At 73.2% G+C, this 24,775-nt stretch carries 29 protein-coding genes and 1 riboswitch; of the genes, 12 read left to right on the forward strand and 17 right to left on the reverse strand.

Features of this window, described 5'->3' with window-relative positions; all coding sequences use genetic code 11:
* Positions 1 to 33: 33 nt before the first annotated feature.
* Complete coding sequence (locus ACGF5T_RS27725) at positions 34 to 474, forward strand: hypothetical protein (RefSeq protein ID WP_366767590.1); 441 nt, start codon at positions 34 to 36, stop codon at positions 472 to 474.
* 7 nt (positions 475 to 481) lie between these two features.
* Here the strand turns inward: ACGF5T_RS27725 and mug are convergent, their stop codons facing one another.
* The 10 genes from mug to bioB all read right to left on the reverse strand — a co-directional run bounded on the left by mug (position 482) and on the right by bioB (position 10,910).
* Positions 482 to 1,033 (reverse strand): G/U mismatch-specific DNA glycosylase, encoded by a 552-nt coding sequence (mug, locus tag ACGF5T_RS27730; RefSeq protein ID WP_356606917.1) that lies wholly within the window; start codon positions 1,031 to 1,033, stop codon positions 482 to 484.
* Positions 1,030 to 2,472 carry an adenylosuccinate lyase gene (gene purB, locus ACGF5T_RS27735; protein WP_361010133.1) on the reverse strand — a complete coding sequence of 481 codons (1,443 nt, stop codon included), beginning with the start codon at positions 2,470 to 2,472 and terminating at the stop codon, positions 1,030 to 1,032. The genes mug and purB overlap by 4 nt, the downstream gene beginning before the upstream one ends.
* Before the next feature lie 103 nt (positions 2,473 to 2,575).
* Positions 2,576 to 3,355: an SGNH/GDSL hydrolase family protein gene (locus ACGF5T_RS27740; RefSeq protein WP_366767591.1), complete on the reverse strand. Its 780-nt coding sequence runs from the start codon at positions 3,353 to 3,355 to the stop codon at positions 2,576 to 2,578.
* 90 nt (positions 3,356 to 3,445) lie between these two features.
* The gene (locus ACGF5T_RS27745) at positions 3,446 to 4,459 is read right to left on the reverse strand and encodes a hemolysin family protein (RefSeq protein ID WP_356606409.1); all 1,014 of its coding nucleotides are present in this window, start codon (positions 4,457 to 4,459) and stop codon (positions 3,446 to 3,448) included.
* Positions 4,456 to 5,802 carry a hemolysin family protein gene (locus tag ACGF5T_RS27750; protein ID WP_356606411.1) on the reverse strand — a complete coding sequence of 449 codons (1,347 nt, stop codon included), beginning with the start codon at positions 5,800 to 5,802 and terminating at the stop codon, positions 4,456 to 4,458. The genes ACGF5T_RS27745 and ACGF5T_RS27750 overlap by 4 nt, the downstream gene beginning before the upstream one ends.
* 144 nt (positions 5,803 to 5,946) lie before the next feature.
* Positions 5,947 to 6,372 (reverse strand): GNAT family N-acetyltransferase, encoded by a 426-nt coding sequence (locus tag ACGF5T_RS27755; RefSeq protein ID WP_366767592.1) that lies wholly within the window; start codon positions 6,370 to 6,372, stop codon positions 5,947 to 5,949.
* A gap of 381 nt (positions 6,373 to 6,753) precedes the next feature.
* On the reverse strand, positions 6,754 to 7,443 hold the full coding sequence (locus tag ACGF5T_RS27760; protein ID WP_361010141.1) for a class I SAM-dependent methyltransferase: 690 nt from the start codon (positions 7,441 to 7,443) through the stop codon (positions 6,754 to 6,756).
* Between the two features lie 234 nt (positions 7,444 to 7,677).
* Positions 7,678 to 8,394: a dethiobiotin synthase gene (gene bioD / locus ACGF5T_RS27765; protein WP_366767593.1), complete on the reverse strand. Its 717-nt coding sequence runs from the start codon at positions 8,392 to 8,394 to the stop codon at positions 7,678 to 7,680.
* 1 nt (position 8,395) lies between these two features.
* On the reverse strand, positions 8,396 to 9,682 hold the full coding sequence (locus ACGF5T_RS27770; RefSeq protein ID WP_366767594.1) for an adenosylmethionine--8-amino-7-oxononanoate transaminase: 1,287 nt from the start codon (positions 9,680 to 9,682) through the stop codon (positions 8,396 to 8,398).
* Entirely contained in the window at positions 9,675 to 10,910 is a 1,236-nt protein-coding gene (bioB, locus tag ACGF5T_RS27775) for a biotin synthase BioB (protein ID WP_366767595.1), read from the reverse strand. Before bioB ends, ACGF5T_RS27770 begins: the two co-directional genes overlap by 8 nt.
* 151 nt (positions 10,911 to 11,061) lie before the next feature.
* On the opposite strand from bioB, the gene ACGF5T_RS27780 reads away from it, so the two are divergent.
* The gene (locus tag ACGF5T_RS27780; protein WP_361010153.1) at positions 11,062 to 12,189 is read left to right on the forward strand and encodes an 8-amino-7-oxononanoate synthase; all 1,128 of its coding nucleotides are present in this window, start codon (positions 11,062 to 11,064) and stop codon (positions 12,187 to 12,189) included.
* A 39-nt stretch (positions 12,190 to 12,228) separates the two neighbouring features.
* Here ACGF5T_RS27780 and ACGF5T_RS27785 read toward each other — a convergent pair whose 3' ends face one another.
* Both ACGF5T_RS27785 and ACGF5T_RS27790 read right to left on the reverse strand, forming a co-directional pair.
* Complete coding sequence (locus ACGF5T_RS27785; protein ID WP_356606425.1) at positions 12,229 to 12,471, reverse strand: DUF397 domain-containing protein; 243 nt, start codon at positions 12,469 to 12,471, stop codon at positions 12,229 to 12,231.
* A gap of 9 nt (positions 12,472 to 12,480) precedes the next feature.
* On the reverse strand, positions 12,481 to 13,341 hold the full coding sequence (locus ACGF5T_RS27790) for a helix-turn-helix transcriptional regulator (protein ID WP_366767596.1): 861 nt from the start codon (positions 13,339 to 13,341) through the stop codon (positions 12,481 to 12,483).
* A 214-nt stretch (positions 13,342 to 13,555) separates the two neighbouring features.
* Here ACGF5T_RS27790 and ACGF5T_RS27795 point away from each other — a divergent pair, with 214 nt between their 5' ends.
* Positions 13,556 to 14,047 (forward strand): ATP-binding protein, encoded by a 492-nt coding sequence (locus ACGF5T_RS27795; RefSeq protein ID WP_361010160.1) that lies wholly within the window; start codon positions 13,556 to 13,558, stop codon positions 14,045 to 14,047.
* An 83-nt stretch (positions 14,048 to 14,130) separates the two neighbouring features.
* Here ACGF5T_RS27795 and ACGF5T_RS27800 read toward each other — a convergent pair whose 3' ends face one another.
* The 4 genes from ACGF5T_RS27800 to ACGF5T_RS27815 form a co-directional block, all read right to left on the reverse strand.
* Positions 14,131 to 14,604, reverse strand: coding sequence for a C40 family peptidase (locus ACGF5T_RS27800; RefSeq protein ID WP_356606431.1), 474 nt, complete (start codon positions 14,602 to 14,604; stop codon positions 14,131 to 14,133).
* A 3-nt stretch (positions 14,605 to 14,607) separates the two neighbouring features.
* A riboswitch (cyclic di-AMP (ydaO/yuaA leader) is annotated at positions 14,608 to 14,830 on the reverse strand.
* Positions 14,831 to 15,121: 291 nt separating this feature from the next.
* Positions 15,122 to 15,430, reverse strand: a complete 309-nt coding sequence (locus ACGF5T_RS27805) for a hypothetical protein (RefSeq protein ID WP_356606433.1) — start codon at positions 15,428 to 15,430, stop codon at positions 15,122 to 15,124.
* A 7-nt stretch (positions 15,431 to 15,437) separates the two neighbouring features.
* Entirely contained in the window at positions 15,438 to 15,593 is a 156-nt protein-coding gene (locus ACGF5T_RS27810; protein WP_392889556.1) for a hypothetical protein, read from the reverse strand.
* Between the two features lie 119 nt (positions 15,594 to 15,712).
* Positions 15,713 to 16,072 (reverse strand): VOC family protein, encoded by a 360-nt coding sequence (locus ACGF5T_RS27815; RefSeq protein ID WP_356606435.1) that lies wholly within the window; start codon positions 16,070 to 16,072, stop codon positions 15,713 to 15,715.
* 107 nt (positions 16,073 to 16,179) lie between these two features.
* On the opposite strand from ACGF5T_RS27815, the gene ACGF5T_RS27820 reads away from it, so the two are divergent.
* Positions 16,180 to 16,455, forward strand: coding sequence for a type II toxin-antitoxin system Phd/YefM family antitoxin (locus ACGF5T_RS27820; RefSeq protein ID WP_356606437.1), 276 nt, complete (start codon positions 16,180 to 16,182; stop codon positions 16,453 to 16,455).
* A gap of 84 nt (positions 16,456 to 16,539) precedes the next feature.
* Here the strand turns inward: ACGF5T_RS27820 and ACGF5T_RS27825 are convergent, their stop codons facing one another.
* Entirely contained in the window at positions 16,540 to 17,532 is a 993-nt protein-coding gene (locus tag ACGF5T_RS27825; RefSeq protein ID WP_366767597.1) for an ABC transporter permease, read from the reverse strand.
* 103 nt (positions 17,533 to 17,635) lie between these two features.
* On the opposite strand from ACGF5T_RS27825, the gene ACGF5T_RS27830 reads away from it, so the two are divergent.
* From ACGF5T_RS27830 to ACGF5T_RS27865, 8 genes are all read left to right on the forward strand, one after another.
* Positions 17,636 to 18,289, forward strand: coding sequence for a TetR/AcrR family transcriptional regulator (locus ACGF5T_RS27830; protein ID WP_366767598.1), 654 nt, complete (start codon positions 17,636 to 17,638; stop codon positions 18,287 to 18,289).
* Positions 18,290 to 18,465: 176 nt separating this feature from the next.
* The gene (locus tag ACGF5T_RS27835; RefSeq protein ID WP_356606443.1) at positions 18,466 to 18,768 is read left to right on the forward strand and encodes an urease subunit gamma; all 303 of its coding nucleotides are present in this window, start codon (positions 18,466 to 18,468) and stop codon (positions 18,766 to 18,768) included.
* Positions 18,769 to 18,781: 13 nt separating this feature from the next.
* The gene (locus ACGF5T_RS27840; RefSeq protein ID WP_356606445.1) at positions 18,782 to 19,093 is read left to right on the forward strand and encodes an urease subunit beta; all 312 of its coding nucleotides are present in this window, start codon (positions 18,782 to 18,784) and stop codon (positions 19,091 to 19,093) included.
* Positions 19,086 to 20,807, forward strand: coding sequence for an urease subunit alpha (locus ACGF5T_RS27845; RefSeq protein ID WP_366767599.1), 1,722 nt, complete (start codon positions 19,086 to 19,088; stop codon positions 20,805 to 20,807). Before ACGF5T_RS27840 ends, ACGF5T_RS27845 begins: the two co-directional genes overlap by 8 nt.
* An 8-nt stretch (positions 20,808 to 20,815) precedes the next feature.
* Positions 20,816 to 21,490 (forward strand): urease accessory UreF family protein, encoded by a 675-nt coding sequence (locus tag ACGF5T_RS27850; RefSeq protein ID WP_366767600.1) that lies wholly within the window; start codon positions 20,816 to 20,818, stop codon positions 21,488 to 21,490.
* A gap of 103 nt (positions 21,491 to 21,593) precedes the next feature.
* Complete coding sequence (gene ureG / locus ACGF5T_RS27855) at positions 21,594 to 22,268, forward strand: urease accessory protein UreG (RefSeq protein ID WP_356606451.1); 675 nt, start codon at positions 21,594 to 21,596, stop codon at positions 22,266 to 22,268.
* Entirely contained in the window at positions 22,256 to 23,050 is a 795-nt protein-coding gene (locus tag ACGF5T_RS27860; RefSeq protein ID WP_392889564.1) for an urease accessory protein UreD, read from the forward strand. The genes ureG and ACGF5T_RS27860 overlap by 13 nt, the downstream gene beginning before the upstream one ends.
* A gap of 117 nt (positions 23,051 to 23,167) precedes the next feature.
* Positions 23,168 to 24,775, forward strand: a complete 1,608-nt coding sequence (locus ACGF5T_RS27865) for an alpha/beta hydrolase (RefSeq protein ID WP_366767601.1) — start codon at positions 23,168 to 23,170, stop codon at positions 24,773 to 24,775.

Raw genomic sequence — 24,775 nt, forward strand, 5'->3', positions numbered from 1 at the left:
CAATTGTCAGTGGTGGCCGGTTTACTGGACGCCATGGACATCGCCCGGCACATCGCCCTCGTCGACGAGCTGTGCTTCCGGCCCTTCCCGGCGGAGCACGGCCCGTCGGACGGGGGCACCGCGGGGCCCGGCCACTTCACGGCGGTGCTGGAGAGCAGCCACGGCCTGCCCGACGGCGACCCGGCGGAGCGGGCGGCGGTCGTGGAGCAGTACGAGAAGGACCGGGACGCGCTGTACGAGCGCCTGAGCCTCCGCTGGGGGGAGACGGACCCCTGGAATCTGCTGACGGTCCTGCTGCGGAGCGACCGGGAGGAGATACCCGAGCCGTGGGCCGGCCTGAGCGCCCGCGCGCGCGTGGCGTACCTCTGGGAGGCGGAGGGCACCGGCCGCTGGGTCGCGGTCGCCGTCGCCGACCGGGACGAGACGGACGAGGTGCGGTTGCTGGCCGTCGTCACGCAGGAGGCACCCCCCTGACCCCGGACTACTCCTCCGCCTCCGCCGCGACCCGCAGCCGCGCGAACTCCTCCGCCATCGTCTGCGCCGTCCAGTGCGCGTTGAGCCCGCTGGGGTTGGGCAGCACCCACACCCGGGTGTCCCCGAAGGTCCTGGCCTGCGGGCCCACCTGCGCCTTGCGGTCGTCGAACGCCGCACGGTAGGCGGTCACTCCGACGACGGCCAGCCAGCGCGGGCGCAACCGGGCCACCTTCAGCGCCAGCAGCCGACCGCCCTCGCGGTACTCCTCGGCCGTCAGTTCGTCCGCCCGCGCGCTGGCCCGCGCGACGACGTTCGTGATGCCGAGCCCGTACGACGGCAGCTCGCCCTGCTCCGACGGCTTCAGCAGCCGGGGCGTGAACCCGGACAGATGCAGCACCGGCCAGAAGCGGTTCCCGGGGCGGGCGAAGTGGTGGCCCGTGACCGCCGTCATCAGACCGGGGTTGATCCCGCAGAACAGCACGCGGAGGCCGTCCGCGACGACGTCCGGTACGAGACGGTCGCGGGCGGCCTCCAGCTCGGCCCGGGTGAAGCGCGTCAGAGGATCGCTCCGGGGGTGTAGCCCGCGGCGGCCGGGTGCTGCTTGAGGATCTCCTCGATGCGGCCGACGACGACACCGACCTGGTCGGCCGCGGCGCCGGTGAAGGAGAGCTTGTCGGCCATCAGCGCGTCCAGCGCGGCGCGGTCCAGCGGGATGCGCTCGTCGGCGGCCAGCTTGTCGAGCAGCTCGTTGCGCTCCGCGCCCTGCTCACGCATGGCCAGGGCGGAGGCGACGGCGTTCTCCTTGATCGCCTCGTGCGCGACCTCGCGGCCGACACCGGCCCGCACCGCGCCCATCAGGACCTTGGTGGTGGCCAGGAAGGGCAGGTAGCGGTCCAGCTCCCGGGCGACGACGGCCGGGAAGGCACCGAACTCGTCGAGCACGGTCAGGAAGGTCTCCAGCAGTCCGTCCAGCGCGAAGAACGCGTCGGGGAGCGCCACCCGGCGCACCACCGAGCAGGACACGTCGCCCTCGTTCCACTGGTCGCCGGCCAGCTCGCCGGTCATCGAGGCGTAACCGCGCAGGATCACCATCAGGCCGTTGACGCGCTCGCAGGAGCGGGTGTTCATCTTGTGCGGCATCGCCGAGGAGCCGACCTGGCCGGGCTTGAAGCCCTCGGTGACCAGCTCGTGCCCGGCCATCAGCCGCACGGTCTTCGCCAGCGAGGAGGGCGCCGCGGCCAGCTGGACCAGCGCGGTGACGACCTCGTAGTCCAGCGAACGCGGGTAGACCTGACCGACCGAGGTGAAGGCCTGGGAGAAACCGAGGTGCGTCGCGATCCGCTGTTCCAGCTCCGCGAGCTTGCCCGCGTCGCCGCCGAGCAGGTCCAGCATGTCCTGGGCGGTGCCGACCGGGCCCTTGATGCCGCGCAGGGGGTAGCGGCCGAGCAGCTCCTCCACCCGGCCGTACGCCACGAGCAGCTCGTCGGCGGCGGTGGCGAAGCGCTTGCCCAGCGTCGTGGCCTGCGCGGCGACGTTGTGGGAGCGACCGGCCATGACCAGCTCGGCGTACTCGCCGGACAGCTTGCCCAGCCGGGCCAGGACGGCCACCGAGCGGTCGCGGATCAGCTCCAGCGAGAGCCGGATCTGGAGCTGCTCGACGTTCTCCGTCAGGTCGCGGGAGGTCATGCCCTTGTGCACGTGCTCGTGCCCGGCGAGGTCGTTGAACTCCTCGATCCGCGCCTTCACGTCGTGCCGCGTGACCTTCTCGCGCTCGGCGATCGAGGCGAGGTCCACCTGGTCGAGGACGCGTTCGTAGTCGGCGAGCGCGGCGTCCGGCACCTCGATGCCGAGGTCCTTCTGGGCCCGCAGCACGGCGAGCCAGAGCTGCCGCTCGAGCTTCACCTTCTGCTCGGGCGACCAGAGCGTGGCGAGCTCGGCGGAGGCGTAGCGTCCGGCGAGGACGTTCGGGATGCGGGGCTTGGCGGGAGCGGAAGTCACGTGTACGGATTCTACTGGCGATTCGTGCAGGCCAGCGCCGCGGGGTTGTTCGTCGGAAGCTACGAAGGCCGTCCGGGCGGGTGCGGCGCGGGCCGGCACGGGGTCACGCCGGGTCCTCGTAGGGCAGCAGCTCCGGGCGCTTGGCCGGCAGGCCGTCGCCGGAGGACCGGCCGGTCAGCCTGCGGCCTATCCAGGGCAACAGGTGCTGCCGGGCGAACCGTACGTCCGCCGTCCGCCGCATGATCCAGCCCGGTGGCGGCGTCTCGGGCACCGGCGCGTGCCAGTCGGGGTCCTCCGGCTCGTAGCCGAGGGACTGCCACACCGCCTCCGCCACCCGGCGGTGCCCGTCGGCGGTCAGGTGCAGCCGGTCCACGTCCCACAGCCGCGGGTCGGCCAGCGAACGGGCCCCGTACAGGTCGACGACGACGGCGTCGTGCTCCGCGGCCAGGTCGTCGATGATCGCGAACAGCGCCTCCATGCGCGGCCGGAACCGGTCCAGCACCGGCCCCTGCCGGCCCGGGCTGCGCATCAGCACCAGCTGCTTGCAGTGCGGGGCCAGCCCTTCCACGGCCTGCGTCAGGAGGTCCCGCACCCGGGCCATGTCGCACTTGGGACGCAGGGTGTCGTTGAGCCCGCCGACCAGCGTGATCACGTCGGCGCCCATGGCCGCCGCGACGTCGACCTGCTCGTCGACGATCTGTCCGATCAGCTTCCCGCGCACCGCGAGGTTCGCGTACCGGAAACCGGGGGAGCGGGCGGCCATCCGCGCCGCGAGGATGTCGGCCCAGCCCCGGTAGGAGCCGTCGGGCAGCAGGTCCGACATGCCCTCGGTGAAGGAGTCGCCGACGGCGACGAGGCTGGTGTGGGTGGGATGCGTCTGCATGGCGACAGAAATGGTAGCCCCTGCACATACCCGCCGGTCGGTCGGCCTCCGCCCTTTCGGCTCTCGTACGGCCGCCTCCGCCCTGTCGGCTCAGGTCCGCTGCCCGAACAGTTCCCGCAGCACGTCCTCCATGGTCACCAACCCGGCCAGCCGTCCGTCGGACCCGAGCACCGCCGCCAGGTGCGTGCGGCTGCGCCGCATGGCGGTGAGCACGTCGTCCAGCGGCGTGCTCTCCCGCACCCGTGCGATGGGCCGCATGTCCGGCAGCCGGAAGGGCAGGTCCCGCGGCGAGGCGTCCAAAGCGTCCTTCACGTGCAGGTAGCCGACGATCCGCCGCCCGTCGTCCACCACCGGGAACCGGGAGAAGCCGGACCGGGCCGACAGCCGCTCCAGCTGCTCCGGGGTGATGCCCACGCGCGCGTGGACGACCTTCTCCAGAGGCAGCACCACGTCCCGCACCGGCCGCCGGCCCAGCTCCAGAGCGTCGTGCAGCCGCTCCTGGGCCCGGTCGTCGATCAGCCCGGCCTCACTGGCGTCCTTCACGATCTCGGCCAGTTCCGCGTCCGTGAAGGTCGCCGACACCTCGTCCTTGGCCTCGACCCTGAGCAGTTTGAGCAGGGCGTTCGCGAAGGCGTTGACGGTGAAGATCACCGGACGCAGCGCCCGGGACAGCGCCACCAGGGGCGGCCCGAGCAGCAGCGCGCTGCGCACCGGTTCGGCCAGGGCGATGTTCTTGGGCACCATCTCGCCGAGCAGCATGTGCAGGTACGTCGCCAGCGAGAGGGCGATCGCGAAGGAGACCGCGTGCCCCACGCCCGACGGCAGGCCCACGGCGTGGAACAGCGGCTCCAGCAGGTGCGCGATCGCCGGTTCCGCGACGACGCCGAGGACCAGCGTGCACAGGGTGATGCCGAGCTGGGCCGCCGCCATCAGCGCCGACACGTGCTCCAGCCCCCACAGCACGCTCTTCGCCCTCCGGTCGCCCTCCTCGGCGTAGGGCTCCACCTGGCTGCGCCGCACCGAGATCAACGCGAACTCGGCGCCCACGAAGAACGCGTTGACGACGAGCGTCGCCAGACCGATCAGCAGTTGTACGGCGGTCACCGTCCGGCCTCCCCGTCCTCGCCGGTCGCGCGTGCCGTGTCGAGCGGCGCGTGCAGCAGCACCCGGGCGGCCCGGCGTCCCGTGGCGTCCACGACCTCCAGTCCCCAGCCGGCGACCTCCACCGCGTCCCCCACGGCGGGGATGCGTCCCAGCTCGGCCGCGACCAGCCCGGCGACCGTCTCGTACGGCCCGTCGGGCACCCGGAGCCCCAGACGCGCGAGCCGGTCCACGCGTGCCGCGCCCTCGGCCCAGTACAGGGCGTGGCCCCGCTCGTCGGTACCGGCCGGGTCCAGTTCGGGCGTCTCGTGCGGATCGTGCTCGTCCCGCACCTCGCCGACGACCTCCTCGACGATGTCCTCCAGCGTGGCCACGCCCGCGGTCCCGCCGTACTCGTCGATCACCACGGCCATCGTGCGCCGGCCCGACAGCCGGTCCAGCAACCGGTCGACCGTCAGCGACTCGGGGACGAGCAGCGGCTCGCGCATGAGGTCGGCGACCGGGATGGCGGGCCGCTGCTCGGCGGGCACGGCGAGGACGTCCTTGACGTGGGCGGTCCCCACCACGGCGTCCAGGGTCTCCCGGTAGACGGGGAACCGGGACAGCCCCGTCGCCCGCGTCGCGTTCGCCACGTCCTCGCAGGTCGCGCGGGAGTCGAGGGCGATGACCTGGACGCGAGGGGTCATCACGTTCCCCGCCGTGAGGTCGGCCAGGTTCAGGGTGCGGACGAACAACTCGGCCGTGTCCGCCTCCAGCGCCCCCGCCTTGGCCGAGTGCCGGGCGAGCGCCGCCAGCTCCTGGGGGCCGCGTGCGGACGCCAGCTCCTCGGCGGGCTCCACGCCGAAGCGGCGGACGATCCGGTTGGCGGTGTTGTTCAGATGCGTGATGAAGGGCCGGAAGGCCGCGCTGAACCAGCGCTGCGGGCCCCCCACCCGCCTGGCGACGGCCAGCGGTGAGGAGATCGCCCAGTTCTTCGGCACCAGCTCGCCGACGATCATCAGGACGATCGTCGACAGGGCGGTGCCCAGCACCAGCGCCAGCGACGAGGCCGCCGAGCCCGACATGCCCGCGCTCTCCAGCGGACCGGAGATCAGCGCGGCCACGGAGGGCTCGGCGAGCATGCCCACCACGAGGTTGGTGACGGTGATGCCGAGCTGGGCCCCGGAGAGCTGGAAGGTCAGGTTCCGGACGGCCTTCAGCGCGCTCGCGGCACCCCGCTCCCCGCGCGCCGCGGCCCGCTCCAGTTCGCCGCGCTCGACCGTGGTCAGCGAGAACTCCGCCGCGACGAAGGCGCCGCAGGCCAGCGAGAGCAGGATCGCCACCAGCAGCAGGAGCACTTCGGTCATCGGGTCACCTCGCACCCATGATCGGCCAGGACGCGGCGATGCGCGCGATGTCGTGCGCCGGGGGAGGCGCCGAAGGATGAACCGGGGGAGGCGCCGGGGAACTCGCCGAAGGGGACTCGCTCATGCGCCGGTGGTCACAGCCTTTCAGTCGGTCAGGGGCTTCACCCAGCGTCGCCACTGCTCCTCGGGCGCGTACCCGGCCGCCCGCCAGGCATGCTGGGCCCGCTCGTTGCGCCGCAGCACCATCGCGTCCCCGCGGCGCCCGCCGAGCCGTACGAAGCGCTCCTCCGCGGCCATGAGCAGCGCGGAGCCGATGCCCCGGCGCCGGTGGTCCGGGTGGACCGCCAACCGGTACAGATGGCAGCGCCAGCCGTCGAAGCCCGCGATCACCGTGCCCACCAGCTCACCGTCGCGCTCGGCCAGGACCAGGGCCTCGGGGTCGCGGGCGACCAGCCGCTCCACGCCCTCCCGGTCGTCGCTGATGCTCGTCCCCTCGGCGGCGACCTTCCAGAAGGCCAGCACGACGTCCAGGTCCCCCGGCCCGGCGGCCCGTATCCGCAGATCGTTCATGAGCGGATCCCACCACGCGCCCCGGGCGGAGACGCGGGTATTCCGGCATGCGGACGGTCAGCCCTCGCGCAGCGCCCGCATCCGTCGGGTTCACTCCTCAGAGGTACGGTCCCGACATCGACTCCGCTCACAGGACCTGGTCCGGCAGGACACCGGCGAGGCGGGCCGCGCCTTGGTGGACGCGGCCGCCGACTTCGGGTACGCGGCTGAACCGTCGCGCTGCGACACCCCCGTCCACGACGGCCCGCACGCCCGCGCCGCCGCGCTGCTCCGGTGCGGGGGACCTCGCCCTGCCGGCCAGGAGCGGTGAGGCGTCCGTCGACGAGATCGCGGGAGAGTTGCGCGGGTGGGGCGGGAGAGCTGCGCGGGTGGGGCGTGTGACTACGCCTCGGCCCCGGGCGGCCGCCAGGCCGTGCCCAGCACGCAGTACGAGGTCGGCAGGGCCGGCCCGTTCTCCGGCAGCATCACCCGCCGGTAGGGGCCCAGTGCGAAGCCGGCCTCGCGCAGGGCGGCGACCGGCTCACGGGACAGGTGGCAGCCGCCGCTCAGCGGTGGCCACAGCGTCCGGTCCAGTGCCCTCTGGGTGAGCGTCATCACCCGGCCGCCACCCCGGCCGTGTTCGAAGAAGCGCAGCTCACCACCCGGGCGCAGGACCCGCCGCAGTTCCGCGAGGGCCCGGGGCACGTCGCGGACGCTGCACAGGACCAGCGAGACGACGGCCGCGTCGAAGGCCTCGCTCTTGACCGGCAGTGCCTCGGCCGCGCCCGGTGCCACGTCGACCGGCACCTGCGAGCGCAGCGCGGCCTCCACGGCCAGCTGCCGCAGCAGGCGCTCCGGTTCGATGGCGACGACCTCCGAGACGGTGCCCGGGTAGTGGGAGAAGTTCAGTCCGTTGCCCGCGCCGATCTCGATCACCCGGCCGGACAGTCCGGCGAGCAGCCGCTCGCGCACGCGCCCCATGCCCATCCGGGTCTCGGCGCCCACGCTGCACCGGGCGTAGCAGCGGGCGAACAGCGGATGGTGCACGGAGTCCCGCGGCACCCCGCGGGGTCGGGCGGATCGCAGGGGCATGGGACCTCCTTCACGAGGTGGTGCCTCACCCCGATTCTCCCCCTCACGGCCTCCGCGTACCCACCGCGTCGACGGCGCGTTCCGCCCGGGGCACCGTCCGCGGGGGCGCCGGACGGGTACACCGGCGCATCCGCGTGCGACGGCGTCGGGCGGGGCGAGCGAACACCGTCCGGGCCACCCCGTCCGGCCACCCCGCCCCGTCCGGCCGTCGGACCGTGCCGCCCGCCGCCGCGGTCAGGGCGCCTGCCGTGCCCGGAACGCGTCCGCGTCCCACGTCCCTTGCAGCCGGGGCGCCAGCCAGCGCGGCGCCGACGACCGGAACTCGCCCGGCGGGAGGGACGCCGCCCCGGCGGGCACGGCACCGAGCAGAGGGGCGCCGGCCACGTCGGGCAGATCCGCGAGGTTGCACCGCGAGGCGAGGTCCGGGGCACCGGGCCAGCTGCCGATCACCACGCCGGGCAGCTCCAGCCCTCGGGTCCGCAGCTCACGTGCCGTCAGCTCCGTGGTGTTGAGCGTGCCCAGGCCCGCCGACGCCACCAGCAGCACGGGCGCCCCCAGCAGCGCCGCGACGTCGGCCAGCGTCCCGCCCGCGGCGTCGAAGCGTACGAGCAGCCCGCCCGCGCCCTCCACCAGCACCAGGTCGTGCTCGGTGGCCAGCTTGTCCACCGCCTCCGCCACCTCCGCCGGACGCACCGGCGCCCGGCCCGCCCGGCGCGCGGCCGTCCACGGAGCCAGCGGCTCGGGGAAGCGGGCGACTTCGGCCGTCGTCACCTCGCCCGCGAGCCGCGCCACCTCCTGGGCGTCCCCGGGTTCGTCCGGCCGGACGCCGGTCTGCGCGGCCTTCAGCACGGCCACCGAGCGGCCGGCCGCCACCGCCGCGGCGGCCACGGCGGCGGTCACGACCGTCTTGCCGACCTCCGTGCCCGTGCCCGTGATCACCAGTACCGGCATGTCATCCCTCCCGCGCCGCCGCGCACACCGCGCGGGCGATCCGCGCCACGTCCGCGTCGCCCGTGACGTACGGCGGCATCGTGTAGACCAGGTCGCGGAACGGGCGCAGCCACACGCCCTCCCGCACGGCGGCCCGCGTCGCCGCCGCCATGTCGACGTCATGGTCCAGTTGCACCACGCCGATCGCGCCGAGCACCCGCACGTCGCGCACGCCCGGCAGACCGGCTGCGGGCGCGAGCCCCTCCCGCAGGCCCGCCTCGATCCGCTTGACCTCCCCGAGCCAGTCCTGGCCGAGCAGCAGTCCGATCGACGCGCACGCCACTGCCGCCGCCAGCGGATTGCCCATGAACGTCGGCCCGTGGGCCAGCACCGGCACCTCGCCCCGGGAGATGCCCTCGGCCACCCGCGCCGTGCACAGCGTCGCCGCCATCGTCAGGTAGCCGCCGGTCAGCGCCTTGCCGACGCACATCACGTCCGGCACCACCGCCGCGTGCTCCGCCGCGAACAACGCGCCCGTGCGCCCGAACCCGGTCGCGATCTCGTCGAACACCAGCAGCACGCCGTACGCGTCGCACGCCTCCCGCAGCACGCGCAGATAGGCGGGGGAGTGGAACCGCATCCCGCCCGCGCCCTGCACCACCGGCTCCACGATCACCGCGGCCAGCTCGTCGGCGTGCCGCTCGATCATGGACCGCAGGTGATCGGCGTACGTCTCCTCGTACTCCACCGGGGGCGCGTCCGCGAAGACCTGACGCTGCAGCACCCCCGTCCACAGGTCGTGCATCCCGCCCTCGGGGTCGCACACCGACATGGGCTGCCAGGTGTCGCCGTGGTAACCGCCGCGCCAGGTCAGCAGGCGTCGCTTGGCGGGGCGGCCCAGCGAGCGCCAGTACTGCAGGCACATCTTGACCGCGACCTCGACCGACACCGACCCGGAGTCGGCGAGGAAGACGTGCTCCAGCCCTTCGGGCGACATGTCGACAAGGAGCTTCGCCAGTCGCACGGCGGGCTCGTGGGTGAGCCCGCCGAACATGACATGGCTCATCCGCCCCAGTTGCTCACGCGCGGCCTCGTTCAGCACCGGGTGGTTGTACCCGTGGATCGCCGACCACCAGGACGACATCCCGTCGACCAGTTCGGCCGAGCCGTCGGCCGGCCGCAGCCGCACCCCGCTCGCCGACTCCACGACGAGCGGGTCCTGCCGGCCGGGCATGGGGCCGTACGGGTGCCAGACGTGCCGACGGTCGAGCGCCAGCAGCTCGTCCACGGTCAGCTCGGGCTCAGGCATTGGGCGCGAGGTCCGTTCCGGCACCCCGGCGGCGTACGGCGACCAGGTCGGTACGGATCTCACCGGCCCCCGCCGGTCCGGCGGGCACGGCCGAGCCGCGGTCCGCCCCGGCCGGTACGGAACCGCAGACACCGTCCCCCGCGGGGGAGCCGCAGCCGCCGCCACCCTCGTGGGAGCCGCACCCGCCGCCACCCTCGTGCGACCCGCAGCCGCCGCCGGCCGTGACACGGTGCTCGGGCAGGGTCACCTCGCCCGCGCCCTCCACCTCGAACCCGGCGTCCGCGATCATCTCCAGGTCGGTCCGGCCCGCCTGCCCCTCACTGGTGAGGTAGTCCCCCAGGAAGATGGAGTTGGCCAGGTGCAGGGCGAGCGGCTGCATCGTGCGCAGATGGACCTCGCGGCCGCCCGCGATGCGCACCTCGACGTCCGGGCAGACGAACCGCGTCATCGCGAGGATGCGCAGGCACCGCTGCGGGGTGAGGTGCCACTCCTTCGCCAGCGGCGTGCCCTCCATCGGGATGAGGAAGTTGACGGGCACGGAGTCGGGGTCCAGCTCGCGCAGCGAGAAGACCACGTCGACCAGGTCCTCGTCGCTCTCGCCCATGCCCGCGATCAGCCCCGAGCAGGCGGAGAGTCCCGCCGCGTGCGCCTTGCGCACCGTGTCCACCCGGTCGGCGTACGTGTGCGTGGTCGTGATGTCCCCGTACGTCGCCTCGGAGGTGTTGAGGTTGTGGTTGTAGGCGTCGGCGCCCGCCTCGCGCAGCCGCTCCGCCTGGCCGTCCGAGAGCAGACCCAGACAGGCGCACACCTCGACGGCCTCGTTCTGCTCCTTGATGGCCTTGATGGTGTCCGAGACCCGGTCCACGTCCCGGTCGGTCGGGCCGCGTCCGCTGGCCACCAGGCACACCCGCTTGGCGCCGCCGGCCAGGCCCGCCGCCGCGGCGCGGGAGGCCTGGTCGGGCTTGAGCCACGTGTACTTGAGGATCTCGGCCTTGGAGCCGAGCCGCTGCGAGCAGTAGGAGCAGTCCTCGGGGCACAGGCCCGACTTGAGGTTGACGAGGTAGTTGAGTTTCACCCGTCGGCCGAACCAGTGACGGCGCACCTTGCCGGCCGCGGCCACCACATCGAGCAGGTCGTCGTCGGAAGTGGCGAGGACGGCGAGCGCCTCCTCGCGGGTCGGCGTCTCGCGCCGAAGCCCCTTGTCCACCAGCGTGTTCAGCAGGTCCATGAGAGCCGATCCTGTCCTAAGGGGCCGTCCGGGGCCAAGGAGACTTCGCACAACACTGCCAGTTCGACGTGTGGGTATTGCCACACCTCGCGGGGGTGGCGGTGCCGCTATCGTCTGTCCACTGCCTACAAATCCTCTGGAGGACCGATCCATGGCGTTCGGCTGGATCGACGAGCAGGCCCGGGCGCGTCGCGAGGCGGGTCTGGTACGGATTCTGCGCCCCCGCCCGGCCGACTCGGCACCGCTGGACCTGGCGAGCAACGACTACCTCGGACTGGCCCGGCACCCGGAGGTCACCGAGGGGGCGGCCCGGGCCGCGCGGACGTGGGGCGCCGGCGCCACCGGCTCGCGCCTGGTGACCGGCACGACCGAGCTGCACGCCGAGCTGGAACACGAACTGGCCGCCTTCTGCGGTTTCGAGGCGGCGCTCGTCTTCTCCTCCGGCTACGCGGCCAACCTCGCCGCGGTCACCGCGCTGGCGCCGCACGGCTCCCTCGTCGTCTCCGACGCGGGCAACCACGCCTCGCTGATCGACGGCTGCCGGCTGGCCCGCGGCGCGACCCAGGTGGTGGCGCACGCCGACCCGGACGCCGTGCGCAAGGCGCTGGCGACCCACGAGGGCCCCGCCCTCACCGTGTCCGACACCGTCTTCTCGGTCGACGGCGACGCCGCGCCGCTGGCCGGGCTCGCGCAGGCGTGCCGCGAGCACGGCGCCGGGCTGGTCGTCGACGACGCCCACGGCCTCGGTGTCCTCGGCGAGGGTGGCCGGGGAGCCGCGTACGAGGCGGGCCTCGCGGGAGCGGACGACGTCGTCGTGACGGTGACGCTCTCCAAGTCGCTGGGCAGCCAGGGCGGCGCCGTGCTCGGACCCGCCCCGGTGATCGAGCACCTGGTCAACGCGGCCCGGACCTTCATCTTCGACACCGGCCTCGCCCCCGCGGCGGCGGGCGGGGCCCTCGCGGCCCTCACCCTGCTGCGCCGCGAGCCCGAACGGGCGGCGCGCGCACGTGCGGTGGCGGGCGAACTGCACGCTCGCCTGACCGCCATGGGCCTGTCCGCGGTGCGTCCGGACGCCGCGGTCGTGTCGGTGCGCGCGCCCTCCCCGGAGGGAGCCGTCCAGTGGGCGGCCGACTGCCGTTCGGCCGGCCTGTCCGTGGGGTGCTTCCGGCCTCCTTCCGTGCCCGACGGCATCTCACGGCTCAGGCTGACCGCCCGGGCGGACCTCTCCGCGGAACAGGTGGAACGCGCGGTACGGGTGATCGGCGCAACGCGGCCATGAGTCGGCGTGGCACGGCCGTGCTCCGCATCCGACCCGGGTTCAGCGGTGGTGGACCGCGCCCGTGAACGACGCCCAGCTCTCGGGGGAGAAGAGCAGCGCGGGTCCGGCCGGGTCCTTGGAGTCGCGCACGGCGAGCAGGCCGGCCCACGGGCCGGCCGACGGCCGTGCCGTCTCCACGCAGTTGTTCGCTCCGGTGCTGTAGCTGCTGCGCAGCCACCGCAGGTCGGGGAGATGGGTGCCGGCAGGGATGCTCCGGCGGAGTGCGGACGGGGTGCCTGACATGGTTCCTCCTTACGCGCCTGCCGCGATCGCGGCGATGAAGTCCAACGAGTCCTGGGGCGAAAGGGCATGGAGCAGAAGGGCGTTGAAGGCCTCGGTGTAGGCCTCCAGGTCTTCTTTCCGCTCGAGATGCAGGCTACTCGTCAAGTGGTCGAGAACAACCACGTCCAGATCAGAAGTGCTCGAAAAAGAGAAGATTACGAAAGGGCCGGTGACACCGATGTGCGCCCCGGCGGTGAACGGCAGGACCCGGAGCCGGACATGGGGGAGGCGCGCGGCCTCGACCAGGCGTGTCAGTTGCCGTTCCATGACCCCGGGGCCGCCCACCTCGCGGCGGAGCACCGCCTCGTCCAGGACCGCGCTCAGCTCCAGCGGCGGCTGGGTCCGCAGCACGTCCTGGCGGGCCAGCCGGACCTTCACCAGGGTGTCCAGCCGCTCCTGGGGCAACCCGTCCGCCGCGGCGCGCGTCACCGCGCGGGCGTACTCGGGTGTCTGGAGCAGCCCGGGCACCACCGTGGTCTCCAGCGTGCGCATCGCGCTGGCCTGGGACTCCAGGCTGATGAAGTCGCGGTAGGCCGGTGGCAGCACCCCGCGGTAGGCGTGCCACCAGTGGTGCCGGCCGCCCGCGTCGTCGGAGCCCGCCAGCACCTCCAGCAGCTCCCGGAGCCGGGAGTCGTCGACACCGTAGGCGTCGAGGAGTAACCGTACGTCGGCCGGTTTCGCCCCGCTGGTCCCGGTTTCGATGCGGCTGACCTTCGACTGGTGCCAGCCCACCAACCGGGCCGCCTCGCCGCTGGTGATCCCCGCCGACGTGCGCAGGGTGCGCAGTTCGGCGCCCAGCTTCCGACGGCGCACCACGGGACCGTGTTGCATGGGCCACTCCCTTACTCCTTATGGGCCGCCCAAATCCGCTCTGCCGTCGCAGAGTTCACCGCTTCGAGCGACAGATATATGCATATCTTGGTGGATCGCCGCCCTTCCCGGGCCTGGTGATGGCAGTCTGGCGGCGAAGCACCAGTCCGGGACCGTACTCGAACCGTCCGCTCCGTGTCCGGTTGCGGTCCCGTGGGAAAGGGACGACGTCGCCATGGCAGACCATCTGGAAGCATCCGTCACTCTGCCGAGCGATCCCGCCTCGGTGGCCGCCGCGCGTACCTATGTGGTCGGGACCCTGACGGAGTGGGGTCTGCCGACGGACGCCGATCTCTCCGACACCGTCCGGCTCATCGTCTCCGAACTGGCGACCAACGCGGTCCAGCACACGCTCGGACAGTCGCCCACCTTCACGGTGGACCTCGCGCTCGACCGTGACGAGCGGCTGCGCATCGGCGTCACCGACAGCCATCCGCGCTTCCCCAAGCGCCTGCCCGCCGCGGTGCAGCAGGACAACGGCCGGGGCATGGTGATCATCCGCTGGCTCACGGCGGAGGGCGGGGGCAGGCTGCGGGTGCGGCCCACCCGCGAGGGCGGCAAGACCGTCTCCATCGAGCTGCCCTGGACGCCGCCGGGCCGCCCGGTGGCCACCGAACCGGCCACGGCCGTCAGCCGGACGCCGGGAGAGCCGGAGCGCTCGCGCTGAGCCGTCTCCGGTGACCGCGACGCCGCTTCCGACCACCCCGCGGGGTGACGGCGGAACAGGCGCCGTCACCCCGCCCGGGCGGTCTACTTGACCCGGCCGTACCAGACGCTGCTGGTCCAGATCTTCTGCAGGCGCACCACGTCGCCGGTCTTCGGAGCGTGCCAGATCTTGTTCTTCCCGGCGTAGATGCCGACGTGGTAGACGCTGCGGCCGGAGTGGAAGAAGACCAGATCCCCGACCTTGCGGCTCTTCGAGGAGATGTGCCGGGTCTTGTTGTACTGCTGGGCCGCGGTGCGCGGAAGCTTCTTGCCGACCTTCTTGAACGAGTACAGCGTCAGGCCGGAGCAGTCGAACCTGCCCGGTCCGACGGCACCCCATTTGTAGGGCGCACCTTTCTTCGAGGCCGCGATCTTGAGGGCCTTCGTCGCGTGGCTCGCCGCGGCGGCCTCGGAGGCGACGCCGGGGACCACCACGGAACCGCCGACGGCGGCGAGGGTGAGAGCCGAGGCCGTACCGGCACGGGCCATCAGTGACGGGACACGATTGAGCGCAGACATGCGCAACCCTTCGTCAGCCGCCTGTGAAGGATGACCTGTCGGATTCGGGCTGGCGAAGTTGCCCGGCCGCACGGATGCGGCTTCACCCCAAGGGCCGCTCGGTACGGTGCCTGAATCGCGCAGGCGACCGTTCCGGCGACCCGTCGTGCTCGGGTCCTCCACTCCTGCCGATCCACTCCTGTCGACCGGTCGTCCGGGCGGCGGCAGGATTCGGCGTCCGCCCGGACCGCCCCGCCGCGGCGGCGGGGGCTTGTCGTCAGTCACGGATCTTGTCTCGCCCCGTGGGAAAATCCCAACGGAACGTGGCTTTTGTGTTGTTACTCACCACTCACCCGTTCGGATGAACGCCGCACGTTCGAGTCGCGTGGGGGTGCGGCGGCGACGCCGGGACCAGCGGCGGAATGGCTCGTTCCGCCACTCGGGCAGCCGCGTCCCGCAACTGCGGGGAGCCGGAAATTCCCGGTGTTCCTACGCCGAAAGGGGGTAAGCCGTTTGGTGCGTTTCGCGTGCGTGAGCGTCAACTGTCCGAAGGCGGCGGCAGACTGACGCGCGCCGTCCGCCGTTCCCCGTCCAGGACGCGCAGCGCCCGGGCCAGGGTCGCCGCGTGCAGTTCCGTCTCGCCCCGCCGATGCATCAGGGCCAGCGCGTCGCGCAGGGCGGTCGCCTTGCCGACCAGTGCCTGGGCAGCCCGCAGGCCGCGGTAGGTGTCGCCGTCCTGTGCCGGGTTGATGCGGCCCAGGAGGTCGACGACGTCCAGGTAGCAGTCGATCAGCTCGGCCTCGGCGCGGGTGAGGGCGGGCAGGGGAGGTGGCTCCGGCGACGGCATCGGCGGCTCACCTCGCGCCGGGCGCGGCGGTCTCGTCGATCGGTGTCCCGAGGAGGACGGCGCGCTCCTCCAGCGGCTTCGCGTACGGGTCCATGTCCCGGTCGCCGGTGCCGGCGCGCTCGGTGAACCCGGGTGGTACGTGGCGGGCGGACGACCGGACCATGACGAACCCCTCCTCGTGGCAGCGCCGTTGCGGGCGGCACTGTCTCCGAAAAATGTACAGGACGTACATCTCGGGAAGGAGGGAGTCTCGCAGGCCGCGGCTGGTGGCGGAGGGGTGCCTCACTGCTCCTTCGGAGGTTCGTGCAGGCCGAACGGGGAGCCCTGGTCGTCCCGGCACAGGGCGAAGCGGCCGAAGCGCGCGGCCGACTGCGCGTCCTCCGCGCCGAGGTCCCCGACCGACCCGCCCAGCTCGCGGACGCGGGCCACGGCCTCCTCCAGGTCCGGGACCCGGAAGAAGAGATACGGAGACGCCTGTGCGTCCCCTCCGTGCAGGCCACCGGGAAGGCCATCGGTCCCGACGGTGAATCCGCCGCCCGTGGGCCCGGGTTCGAGGGTCCAGCCGAAGAGGGTGCCGTAGAAGGCGCGCCCGCGTTCGGGGTCGGCCACGCCGAGTTCGAAGAACGACGGTTCGCCTGCCATGGGGCACCTCCTGTGGGCCGGTGGCCGTGCTCGCCCCCGGCTCCATCGTCCTCCCCGGCGGGCGGCACCGCAGCCGGTGGCCGCGAGCCCAACCGTAAGCTGGGGCCATGGCCTACGAGATTCCGGTGACGCAAGCCCGGGCTGAGCTCGCCGACCTGATCAACCGGGTCGTGTACGGCGGTGAACGGGTCGTCGTGACGCGGCACGGCAAGCCGCTGGTCGCCCTCGTCTCCGCCGCCGACCTCGCGCGCCTGGAGGACCACCGGGAACCGGCGGGGGAGCAGGTGGTCGGCGCGCTGTCCCGGGTCCGGGACGCCGCCACGCCCCGCGAGCATCACCGCTTCGGCATCGCGGCGGAGCACCGGGGGCCGACCCCGTCATAGCGGGCGTCCACCGGGGCCGAAGCCGCTGCAGCGGGCGTCCACCGGCCCTGCGTGGCGCGGGTGGGGGCGTACGCCGACCGGGGCTCAGGCGACCGGTGCGGGGGCCGGGGCCCGGTCGGGGGCCGGCGAGTCGCCGGCCGCGCGCTGCCGCAGGGCGTTGCCGAGCACGACCGCGCCGAGGCCGAGCCCGGCCCACCACGCGAGGGTGAGCGCGTGGCCGGTGGCCGCGGCTCCGTCGAAGAAGGACACCGAGCGCAGCAGTGAGGCGCCCGCGCCCGGCGGGAGCCACTGGCCGATCGCACCGGCCGGCTGCGGCAGCATCTCGGGTGCCGAGGAGGCGCCCGAGAACGGGTTGCCCAGCAGCATCATCACGGCCGCGCCCAGACCGATCCCCGCCTGTCCCAGCAGGGCCGCCAGCCCCGCCACGCTCGCACCCACCGCGAGGACCGACAGCCCGAACACGCCGGCCACGGCCCACCAGTCACCGACGACCGTCCCGAGCCAGCTGTGCGCGATGGCCGCGGCGGCCAGGCCCGCCACCGCGGAGGCGCCGACCAGCGCGACGACCGTACGGGTGCCGCGCAGGCCCAGCAGGGTGGTGACGGCGCCCGCCGCGATCCCGGCCAGTGCCAGCGGCAGCACGCTCGCGCCCAGGGCCGCGCCGCGCGGGTCCGTCTCGGGTGCGGGTACGACGTCGACCACCTGGGCCGGGGCTCCCGCCGCGGTCCCCTGCGCGGCCACCGCCTGCTGGAGCAACTGGGCGACGACGGGGCTCGCCGCCGATGCCGTGAGCAGCTTGCCGCCGCGGTCGTCGGCGACCACCGCGCCGTACACGGTCCGGTCCTCGACGGCGGCCCGGGCCGCCGCCTCGTCGGCGTAACGGTGGATCTCGAAGGCGCCCTCCTGCCGGGTGAGCCGCTGCTCCACCTGCGCGACCGCCCCGGGCGGCCCCGCCACACCGAGCGGCAGGTCGTGGGGGGCCGTGCGGGCGGCGGGCCAGGCGAAGGCCCACAGGGTCAGGGCGACCAGTACGGGCACCAGGGCGATCACGGCGATCACGCGTCGGCGGCTGTCCATGAGGACTCCTGAAAAAGAAGGATCGTTCGTTTTACTGCTGTCCCCACCGTGCGCCCGGCTCGGTCCCTTGTCAAGAAGGAACGTTCGTTTTAACGTGGACACCATGGCCCGTGTATCCCAGGAACACCTCGACGCCCGCCGCCGGCAGATCCTCGACGGCGCCGCCCTCTGCTTCGCCCGCAACGGGTTCCACGCCACGTCGATGCAGGACGTGCTGAAGGAGGTCGACCTGTCCGCGGGGGCGGTCTACCGCTACTTCAGCGGCAAGGAGCAGTTGATCGAGGCCATCGTCACCGACGTGATGGGCGTCCTCCGCGACGTGTACGAGCGGGCCGCGCGGGAGAGCCCGCCGCCGATGCCCGACGAGCTGATCGCCCGGACCGTGGCGCACATGCAGCGGGAACGGCCGGCGCTCACGGACGACGGGGAGTGGCTGTTCCCGCGGCTCATGATCCACGCCTGGACGGAGACGCAGCGCAACGGCGAGCTGTCGGCCCTGCTGGGGGAGGGCTTCGACGCGGTCACGGCCGCCTGGGTGAAGTTGGTGGTCCGCTACCAGGAGAGCGGCATGATGTCCGCCGACGTCGATCCCCGGGCCGTGGCCCGGACGCTGATGGCCACGGTGCAGGGCTTCGGGGTCCAGCACGTGCTCTTCGGCGGTTTTCCTCCCGAGGCGCTCCGGGCGGGTGTACGGGCGCTGACGGGCATGCGGGAGGCCGCCGACGGCACCGGTAATCAGTCGGTCAAATCCGGGTGACGTGGCGGAAACACTGCGAGCCTACTCTGCACCCCGATCCACCTGCGGTTTCCTGTGCACCGGCGTGCGCTTTCCAGCGCATTCATGCGTGTTACATGTGTGTTACATCTAGAACCGTCGCGGTGGCCGCGGCAGTCGGGCCGTGCGTCCCGGCGTGATGCCCTGTGAGGTGGTACGTGCAGCTGACCCCGCACGAGCAGGAGAGACTGCTCATCCATGTGGCCGCGGACGTGGCGGAGAAGCGCCGCGCGCGAGGCGTGAGGCTCAATCATCCCGAGGTCGTCGCGCTGATCACCGCGCACATCCTCGAAGGTGCCCGGGACGGTCGTACGGTCGGTGAACTCATGGCCTCCGGCCGCACACTGCTCCAGCGCGACGAGGTCATGGAGGGCGTCCCGGAGATGATCCACGACGTGCAGGTCGAGGCCACCTTCCCCGACGGCACCAAGCTGGTCACCGTCCACGATCCGATCATCTGACGGGGCGGCAGCCATGATCCCCGGAGAGATCCTCTTCGCCGACGAGCCGGTCGTCTGCAACGAGGGGTGCGAGATCACCCGCCTGACCGTGCTCAACACCGCCGACCGGCCCGTCCAGGTCGGGTCCCACTACCACTTCGCCGAGGCGAACCCCGGCCTCGACCTCGACCGCGCCGCGGCCCACGGCAAGCGGCTCAACATCGCCGCCGGCACCGCCGTCCGGTTCGAGCCCGGCATCCCCGTCGACGTGGAGCTCGTCCCCCTGGCGGGGGCCCGCGTCGTCATGGGGCTGCGCGGCACGACCGGAGGTGCCCTCGATGCCTGAACTGACCCGTGCCGCCTACGCCGACCTGTTCGGCCCCACCACCGGCGACCGCATCCGACTCGCCGACACCGACCTTTTCGTCGAGATCGAGGAGGACCGCTCCGGCGGGCCCGGCCGCTCGGGTGACGAGTCCGTCTTCGGCGGCGGCAAGGTCCTGCGCGAGTCCATGGGCCAGTCGCGGGCCACCCGTGCCGAGGGCGCCCCCGACACGGTGGTCACCGGAGCCGTGGTCATCGACCACTGGGGCGTCGTCAAGGCCGACATCGGCATCCGCGACGGCCGCATCACCGGCATCGGCAAGTCCGGCAACCCGGACACCATGGACGGTGTCCACCCGGACCTCGTCATCGGCCCCGAGACGGAGGTCATCGCCGGCAACGGCAAGATCCTCACCGCCGGCGGCATCGACACGCACGTCCACTTCATCGCCCCGGCCGCCGTCGACGAGGCCCTCGCCTCCGGTGTCACCACCCTCATCGGCGGCGGCACCGGCCCCGCCGAGGGCAGCAAGGCCACCACGGTCACCCCCGGCTCCTGGCACCTCGCGCGGATGTTCGCGGCCCTGGAGTCCAGCCCCGTCAACATCGGCTTCCTCGGCAAGGGCAGCACCATGTCCAAGGAGTCGATGCGCGACCAACTGCGCGCGGGCATCCTGGGCTTCAAGATCCACGAGGACTGGGGCGCCACCCCCGCCGTCATCTCCGCCTGCCTGGACGTCTGCGAGGAGTCCGGCGTCCAGCTCGCCGTCCACACCGACACCCTGAACGAGGCCGGGTTCATCGGCGACACCTTCGACGCGATCGCGGGACGCACCCTGCACGCCTTCCACGTCGAGGGAGCCGGCGGCGGACACGCCCCCGACATGATCACGGCGGTCTCGCTGCCCCACATCCTGCCGGCGTCCACCAACCCGACCCGGCCGCACACCGTCAACACCGTCGAGGAGCACCTCGACATGCTGATGGTCTGCCACCACCTGAACCCCGCCGTCCCCGAGGACCTGGCCTTCGCGGAGTCCCGCATCCGGCCCAGCACCATCGCGGCCGAGGACATCCTGCACGACATCGGGGCCATCTCCATCATGGCCTCGGACGCCCAGGCGATGGGCCGCATCGGAGAAGTGATCCTGCGGACCTGGCAGACCGCGCACGTGATGAAGCGGCGTCGCGGCTTCCTGCCCGGCGACACCCGCGCCGACAACCTGCGCGCCCGCCGCTATGTCGCCAAGTACACCATCAACCCCGCCGTGGCCCAGGGCATCGAGCACGAGGTCGGCTCGGTGGAGACCGGCAAGCTGGCCGACCTGGTGCTGTGGGACCCCCGGTTCTTCGGAGTGAAGCCGCAGCTCGTCCTCAAGGGCGGGCAGATCGCGTACGCGCAGATGGGGGACGCCAACGCCTCCATCCCCACCCCGCAACCGGTGCTGCCGCGACCGATGTTCGGGGCCCACGGGACGGCTCCGGCCGCCAACTCGGTCGGCTTCGTGGCCGGGGCCGCCCTCGATGACGGGCTGGCGGAACGCCTCGGACTCGGCCGGGAGCTCGTGCCCATCCGGTCGACCCGTGGCCTCACCAAGGCCGACATGCGGGAGAACGACGCGCTGCCCCGCGTCGAGGTGGCCGCGGACTCCTTCGCGGTGACCATCGACGGCGAGCTCGTCGAACCCGCACCCGCCGTCGAACTGCCGCTCGCGCAGCGGTACTTCCTGTTCTGAGCGCCGACATGAGCCGCGCCGCACTGCTCGTCCTCGCGGACGGCCGCTTCCCCGCCGGAGGGCACGCCCACTCCGGCGGGGCGGAGGCCGCCGTCCGGGCGGGCCACATCACCGACGCCGCGAGCCTGGAGGAGTTCTGCCGGGGGCGGCTGCACACCGGCGGAAGCGTCGCGGCCTGCCTCGCCGCGACCGCGGCCCTCGGTGTGGACCCCGTCGCACTCGACCGGGCCGCGGACGCGCGCACCCCTTCACCCGCCCTGCGCGGGGTGGCGCGCCGACTCGGGCGGCAGCTGATGCGGGCCGCGCGGGCGACCTGGCCGCACCCCGAACTCGACGCGCTGGCGGGACGGTTCCCCAAGGGGGCGCACCAGCCCGTCGTCCTCGGCCTGACCGCCCGAGCGGCCGGACTCGGGCCCCTGGACGCGGCGTACTGCTCCCTCTACGAGGCAGTGAGCGGACCGGCCACGGCCGTGGTGCGGCTGCTCGGCCTCGACCCGTTCGACGCGACGGGCGTGCTGGCGCGTCTCGCCCCCGAGCTGGACCGGGTGGCACAGGACGCCGTCGAGGCGGCGCACGCCGCCGTGACCGACGGGGTCGACGTGCTGCCCGCGCGGTCCTCGCCGGTGCTGGAGATCGGCGCGGAGGCGCACGCCGCCTGGGCCGTGCGGCTGTTCGCCTCGTAGCGCCCCGACCGTTCGGCCCGCGCGCCCGCCGTCCCTTCCTTCCCTTCCCGTCCCCTTGCAGGGGGCTCTACAGGGGGTTTCGCCCCCGTGCAGGAGTCGCAGCATGCACCTCGATCACCACCATGAGACGCCCGCCGTCTCCGCCGACGCCAGGCGGCCCGACGGAAGCCGCCGCGCGCTGCGGATCGGGCTCGGCGGACCCGTCGGCTCGGGGAAGACCGCCACCGTCGCCGCGCTCTGCCGGGCCCTGCGCGAGGAGTTGTCCCTCGCCGTCGTCACCAACGACATCTACACCCGCGAGGACGCCGAGTTTCTGCTCCGCGAGGCGGTACTGCCGCCGGAGCGGATCAGCGCCGTGGAGACCGGCGCCTGCCCGCACACCGCCATCCGGGACGACATCTCGGCCAACCTCGAGGCGGTGGAGGACCTGGAGGACGAGGTGGGTCCGCTGGACCTCGTCCTGGTGGAGTCCGGCGGCGACAACCTCACCGCCACCTTCTCCAGGGGGCTCGTCGACGCCCAGATCTTCGTGATCGACGTCGCCGGGGGTGACGACATCCCGCGCAAGGGCGGGCCGGGCGTCACCACCGCCGACCTGCTGATCGTCAACAAGACCGACCTCGCGCCGTACGTCGGCTCGGACCTGGCGCGGATGGCCGCCGACGCGAAGGCGCAGCGCGGTGAACTGCCGGTCGTCCTCCAGTCGCTGCGCGGCGAGGACGGCGTCCGGGACGTGGCCGACTGGGTGCGGGCCCGGATCACCGCATGGACGGCATGACGGCCCCGGCCGGCGTACGGGCGAGGGCGCGCGTTCTCGCCCGCGCCGACGGGCGCGGCGGCATCGCCCTGCCGGTGCTGGAGGGCGAGGGGCCGCTCACGGTGCGGCGCACCCGGGGGAGCGGAGCCGAGGCCCGGCTCCTGCTGGTCGGTGCGATGAGCGGCCCGCTCGGCGGGGACCACTTCACGGTGACCGCCGAGGCGGGCCGGGGCGCCCGCCTGCGGGTCGGATCGGCCGCCGCCACCCTGGCCCTGCCGGGGCAGTCCAAGACGGGTGCCCGCTACGACGTCCGGCTCACCGTCGGCGACGACGCGGAACTGCGCTGGCTGCCCGAGCAGTTGATCTCCGCGGGCGGCAGCGACCTGCACGTCACCACACATGTCGACCTCGCCGCCACGGCCCGGCTCCTGCTGCGGGAGGAGCAGGTGCTCGGGCGGTCCGGGGAGGAACCGGGGCGGCTCACCAGCCGGCTGACCGTGCGGATCGCCGGCCGGAGCGTCCTCGACCAGGAGCTGGCCTGCGGGCCCGGCGCCCCGGGCGGCTGGGACGGCCCCGCAGGCCTGGCGGGGCACCGTGCGGTCGGCCAGTTGATCGTCGCCCGCCCGGAGTTCGCGACCGCGCCACCGGCGGCCCGTGTCCTCGCCCCGGGGGCGGCCGTCATGCCGCTCGCCGGGCCGTGCGCGCTGGTGACGGCGGTGGCCTCGGACGCACTGCGGCTGAGACGGCTGCTGGACGAGGCGCTGGCCTGGCTGGACCGGGGTCCGTCGACCGGAGCCCTTTGACCGAACGCCTTTCTCCGTTTATCGGATTGGCAAAGAAGTAGCATCGCCTCTGTCCTCAGGGAACGCACAACCGCGAAGATCCCCGTACTTGTCGCGAACACGTACGGGGAGGGCCACGTGAGGAAGAGCGGACTGGGGCGGAGGGCGGCGGCGTTCGGCACGGCCGGAGCGCTCGTCACCGCCACACTGATAGCCGGCGCGGTCGCGGCGCCCACCGCGAGCGCGGGCCCGGCCGCCGGCCATGCGAAGGGCTGGGACCGCGAGGCCCGCGGGGCCGCGATCGCCGCCGCCCGCGCGGCGAAGGCCGGCATCGACTGGCAGGACTGCCCCGCCGACTGGAACCTGCCCCAGCCGATCCAGTGCGGCTACGTCACGGTGCCGCTCGACTACGCCAAGCCGTTCGGCAAGCAGATCGAGATCGCCGTCGACCGCATCGGCAACACCGGCACCAAGGCCGAGCGCCAGGGCGCGCTCCTCTACAACCCCGGCGGTCCCGGCGGTTCCGGGCTGCGCTTCCCGGCCCGCGTCACGAGCAGGAGCGCGGTCTGGGCCGACGCGGCCGAGGCCTACGACTTCGTGGGCTTCGACCCGCGCGGTGTCGGCAAGTCCGCGCCCATCTCCTGCGTGGACCCGCAGGAGTTCGTGAAGGCGCCCAAGATGGACCCGGTGCCCGGCTCCGAGGCCGACAAGCTCGCGCAGCGCAAGCTGGCCCGCGAGTACGCCGAGGGCTGCGGCGAGCGCAGCGGTGCGATGCTCCCGCACATGACCACGCCGAACACCGCACGCGACCTCGACGTCATCCGCGCCGCGCTCGGCGAGCGGAAGCTCAACTTCCTCGGCGTCTCCTACGGCACCTACCTCGGCGCCGTCTACGGCACCCTCTTCCCGGACCACGTCCGCCGGATGGTCGTCGACAGCGTCGTCAACCCGTCCCGCGACAAGATCTGGTACCAGGCCAACCTGGACCAGGACGTCGCCTTCGAGCAGCGCTGGCAGGACTGGCAGGACTGGGTCGCGCGGAACGACGCCACCTTCCACCTCGGGGACACCCGCGCCGAGGTCCAGGACCAGTGGCTCGAACTGCGCGCCACCGCGGCGAAGGAGCCGCTCGGCGGGGTCGTCGGCCCGGCCGAGCTGATCTCCTTCTTCCAGAGCGCCCCGTACTACGACTCCGCGTGGGTGCCGGTCGCCACGGTCTTCGGCAAGTACGTCGCCGGTGACACCCAGGCCCTCGTGGACGCCGCCGCCCCCGACCCCGGCGACACCGCGGGCAACGCCTCCGCGGAGAACGGCAACGCCGTCTACACCGCCGTCGAGTGCGCCGACGCCCAGTGGCCCACCGACTGGCAGACCTGGGACCGGGACAACACCCGGCTCCACCGCGACCACCCGTTCATGACCTGGGCCAACGCCTGGATGAACCTGCCGTGTGCCACCTGGCCCGTCAAGCAGCACACCCCGGTGGACGTGCAGACCGGCAAGGGCCTGCCGCCCGTGCTGATCGTGCAGGCCGAGCGGGACGCGGCGACCCCGTACGGAGGCGCCGTCGAACTGCACCAGCGGTTCAAGGGATCGCGCCTGATCACCGAGCGGGACGCCGGATCGCACGGGGTCACCGGCCTGGTCAACCCGTGCGTCAACGACCGGGTCGACACCTACCTGCTCACCGGCAAGGTGGACGCCTCGGACGTGACCTGCGCGCCCCACGCCACGCCCAAGCCGTAG

It is taken from the genome of Streptomyces sp. NPDC047853, from assembly GCF_043204535.1.
Lineage (GTDB): Bacteria > Actinomycetota > Actinomycetes > Streptomycetales > Streptomycetaceae > Streptomyces.